This is a genomic window from Candidatus Vogelbacteria bacterium, assembly GCA_021414225.1.
Lineage (GTDB): Bacteria > Patescibacteriota > Minisyncoccia > Phycocordibacterales > XYD1-FULL-46-19 > JAIOOX01.
Window position 1 is genome coordinate 1 of the sequence record JAIOOX010000003.1, and the last position, 4,846, is coordinate 4,846.

The window sequence follows — 4,846 nt, forward strand, 5'->3', positions numbered from 1 at the left end:
TACCACTACTTTCTTAGGTCGTCTCGCGGTTACTGGTCAATCTGTCTTTGCTAACTTACTAACCGCTTACCAAACCATCACTGCTCCTAACTTTGTAGCCACTTCATCCACTGCTTCCGTTTTCCCATACGCGTCATCAACCGCGATCACAGTGAGTGGGACAGCGTCGACGACGAACTTGATTGTGTCGAGTTCTTCTCAATTGGGTACCGTTACTAGTGGAACCTGGAATGGTTCGGTGGTTGGTGATGCTTACTTAACTAAATCAGGTAACTGGACTGGTACCTTCGACGGTCAAGAAGGAACCTACTATCTCAACGCTTCCAACTTATCCAACTTCGGTAATCCTTTCTACACTTTCTTTAGTGCTACTACTACTGATGCCTTAGTGGAAGGTTCCACGAACAAGTATTGGTCAAATACGTTGTTTGATAATCGCTTGTCGGCCTCCTCATCTATTTCTAGTATTACCACGTTACCTAACTTGTCTCTACCAGCTTCTCAGCTCAGTAATTTTGGTGTACCTTTCTACACTTTCTTCAATGGAACTACCACCGACGCTTTAGCTGAAGGATCAACGAACAAGTATTGGTCAAATACACTATTCGACACCAGGTTAAGTGCGACAACTTCCTTACCGAATGTGTGGTCATTGGCTGGTTTGGGTCAGGTGGGTTCTTCTACCGCTACGACGACTGGGTTAGGAAATCTGGCTGTGACAGGTGGTACTAAACTTGGTACCTTGAACGGAATTCTGAAAGGTATTAATGGGTATGTCACCACCGCGTTGGTAAACCTCACCTCTGATGTGACAGGGATTCTTGGTATCTCCAACGGTGGTACGGGTACTTCCACTGCCCCCGCTTATGGAGAGCTTCTGGTGGGTAATGGTTTGGGTGGATATAGTTTTTTCGCCACTTCATCTCTAGGTATTATTGGAAGTGGTGGCACCGGTGGTTCTAACTGGGTTTATGACACGAATTTTGGTGCAGATGTTTTAACTCCTAGTTCAACAATCCCTGTCTGGTTTAAGGATCCAATTTACGCTTCTAGTACACTCATAGTTGATGGAGCAATTGGTGAATCATATTCAGTTAGAGTTGACTCATCGAATACTCCTTTTGGGCTGTTTCAAAGTGGAGATTTTGATCAATCAAGTTTGGGCGGTATCGTATCTCAAATGAACGACACCTCCGGTATTCTCTCATTAAGGTCAAATATCGCAATTACTGGTGGGGACTCATATATTGGCGTTCGTGGTATTTCAACCCTTGCAACGTCTACTGCATTTAATGTGGGTGTTCAGGGATATGCAAAAAATAGCTCACAATTAAATGTTGGTGGGTATTTTGCCAGTAATGATACTGATATTTCAGATTATCTTGCATTACTTGGTGTTACAGGTTCAATCAATGTTGGTGGGTATTTCTCTGCATCAAGTTCAACTGCCCCTCAAAATATCGCACTGCTTGCTGGTGCTTCTGGTAGTAGTGGGCAAAATATTGCTGGATATTTCACAGATGGTGACGTGCTTATTAATGATAGGCTTGGTGTCGGATCCACTACTCCTTTTGCTAAATTGTCTGTTGATGGAGATGTTCGGTTTCAAGGTGATAACTTTTCTACTACGACGATTGGTAGTTATTTAGCCAACTTAGTAGTTGGAGGACTTGATTTATTTGGTCAAAAATATGCCATGTTAACTGGTAACGCCATTGGTGGAAAAGCTTTGATTCTAGACAGCGCTGCTTACGTTAGAGAAAACGAGGATGGTTCATCACCTCCTACTTTGGGTTGGCTTAACTTAGATGGGTCAGTGATTGGTTTTGTTAGTATGTCGACCACAACTGGAGCATTAAATATTTTCTCAGCAGCTACTACTACTTCGTCGGTGGGGTTTGATATTTCTGATGGGTGTTATGCGGTAGCGGGTACCTGTATATCAGGTGGTGGTTCGTCACAGTGGACAACAGATGGTGACAATGTGTTTTATGTAAACTCTAATGGTGGTAACGCTGGTATCCTCAATGACTTTACTCCTACTTTCATATTAGGTAGTGCTGATGGCTCTACTTTTGCTGGTATGTCTTACAGTACTACTAGCGACTCACTATCGTTTTCTAGTGCGACTGGGGGATATGGATTTGATAATAATTTAACTGTTGATACTGGAAACTACAAAATAGAAACTGGCCTACAAGACATTGTTCCTGTCATTCCAGGGACATATTACTTACCGAGCATTACTGGTACTAGTACTCTTGGTCAAGGGTTGGCCACTAAGGGAACTTTGTTTATTACTGATGGAGATAGTTTACTGACCAGTGGAATGCCTGCAATTTATTTATCCGACACAAACAACTGGCCGAATTTTGCGATTATTGGTTTCTCTACAAGCACTGGTCAATTAAGTCTGACTGCGAGTACTAGTGTTCTTATAAATGCAAATACAATTTTAGATTTAACAGCAGGCACTAATATTAACTTAAATGGTGGGGCAACAACCACCGCTGACACTGGTTTTGATATTTCCTCTGGTTGTTATGCTGTGGGAGGAATTTGTATTACAGGTGGTGGTTCTTCTCAATGGGACGACGTGACTGGTGGTGTTAACTACGCTGGAGGGAAAGTGGGGATTGGATCAAGTACACCTTTCCACACATTGTCTGTCGATGGAAACACGGGAATTATCGGGAGTACATTTAGAGAACTACTTGTCGGTTCTAATTCCGTTAATCTAAAGGTACTCTTAAAGAACCTCTCGGCTATCCCTGCCGATATGCCAATGCTGTCAGGTGTGACAACTTTCGCACCTTTCTATGGGGTGGGTGTTGACTCTCGACTTAACGTTGTAGACGCTCAGTCATCTGGTGCGTCAGCCTTAACCTTTATGACTAACACAGGTGGAGATAATGCAACACTCAGTTACACCACTAGTGGTGCAGACACTCTTACTTTTAGTAACGCCTCTGGTGGGTACCTCTTTAATGGAGGTAATCTTGTTGTAGACACAGACACGCTTTATGTAAATTCCACTAGTAATAATGTAGGAATAGGTACCACTACCCCTTGGGCTAAGTTATCAGTGACTAATACTGGTTCGGGCCCGTCATTTGTTGTCGAAGATTCAACTTCTCCAGATTCTAGTCCATTTATCATTGACGCCGCAGGTAATGTCGGTATTGGTACAACCTCTCCTTCAACCGCTCTCAGTGTTAATGGGATAATCTATTCTGCATCTGGTGGTTTTAGATTCCCTGATGGAACAACTCAAACAACCTCCGCTCTAGGATCGTGGACGACCTCAGGTAACGATATGTATAGTTCCAATACTGGCAATGTTGGTATAGGAACGAGTACCCCCGGAGCTACTTTTGCCATTAATCCAGTAGAAGGTTCTCTTAATATGTTTATAGTTGGTTCTTCAACTGGTGGGACAAAGTTTATGATCGACAATAGTGGAGATGTGGCGATTGGTACCTCGACTAGTCGGGGTCATAAGTTAATGATCGAGGGGGACACTATGCAGTTGTATAATGAAAGCGGAGGTGCTTCTAACAAGATTACAAGTAAAACTGGTGATGCGTCTACATTTTATCAAGTTGGAGGTCTTAATAATGTTCCATGGCAGGTGGGCGTTGATCTTGATGATACTAATGGTGGACTGTCAAAATTTAAGATCAATGCCCTTGGTTTTCAGCCAAATCCCGATCTAGTAGTAAAAGGCAACATGACAATGGGTGTTATAGGTGGAACCTCTTTTGGAACCTCGACAATGTTTGATGTACTTGCTGTCTCATCTGATGACCCGAGAATTTATCTCAATGATTGGGATGGTACAAACGATTCTAAAAATTGGTGGGCGGGAAATATTAATAATATATTCACTATTGGAACCTCTACAGCTCCTGGAGTTCCGACTACTGGTGTTACTGCTTTTGCTATTACGGAAGCTGGTAAGGTTGGGATTGGAACAACTACTCCAGATTCAATCCTAACACTGAGTTCTACAGGCGATACTTTTGCTAGTGCTTGGGCGGCCACTTCTAGTGTGTCTGGTTTTATGTTGGGGATGAGCGGCATGGGAGGTGGTAACTTAAATAGATGGTACATAGAACAACGTCCTTCTGCTATCTGGGGAGGTTCGGCCAACTCCTTTGTGTTACTTGGTCAAGGTGCAGATAACTCTGTTAAAACCATCCCTTTAATAGCCAACCCTAATGGAGATATTATTTTAGCTGGAGCAACAGCAGGAACCAACGGAAATGTTGGTATTGGTACCACTACTCCTTCTTATAAGTTGCAAGTAGCTGGCACTGGTTCCTTTGGTTGGACTCTTAATGGGGGAAAGAGGGGTATTTTTATAGGAAATGAAGACGCTTATGGTGGTACTTCTGCTGTAATTCAAGGTGTTTCATCTACTGGTGGAACCGCTAACATTGTTCTTCAAGGGGCGGGATCAGGCTTTGTAGGTATATCATCCACCACCCCCTTCAAAACTTTCTCCGTCACTGGTTCGGTCGCTTTCTCTCCTGCTAGTATTACCACCAACACTGGTGCTTCCATCTACTCCCTCTGTCTAGCGGCTAGTGGAGAAATGACCAAGAACTCTGATGCCGAGACTTGTATCGCTTCATCCATCCGCTTCAAGAAAAACGTGGAAGTTCTAGGTGATAGTTTGTTAGAAGTGATGGATCTTAATCCTGTCACCTTTGAATACAAAGAAAATGGTAATGGAGAACATATTGGTTTTATTGCGGAAGAAGCAGAACAGGTGAACCCATTACTCGTGTCTTACGACGAACTAGGTTTACCAAACGGTATTCGTTGGTCACACATAACTACA

General features: G+C 43.1%; 1 protein-coding gene. It reads left to right on the forward strand.

What is annotated here, in order from left to right; genetic code table 11:
* Positions 1–4,846, forward strand: a 4,846-nt coding sequence (locus K8Q91_02830) for a tail fiber domain-containing protein (protein MCE9628909.1), incomplete at both ends; no start/stop codon positions are given.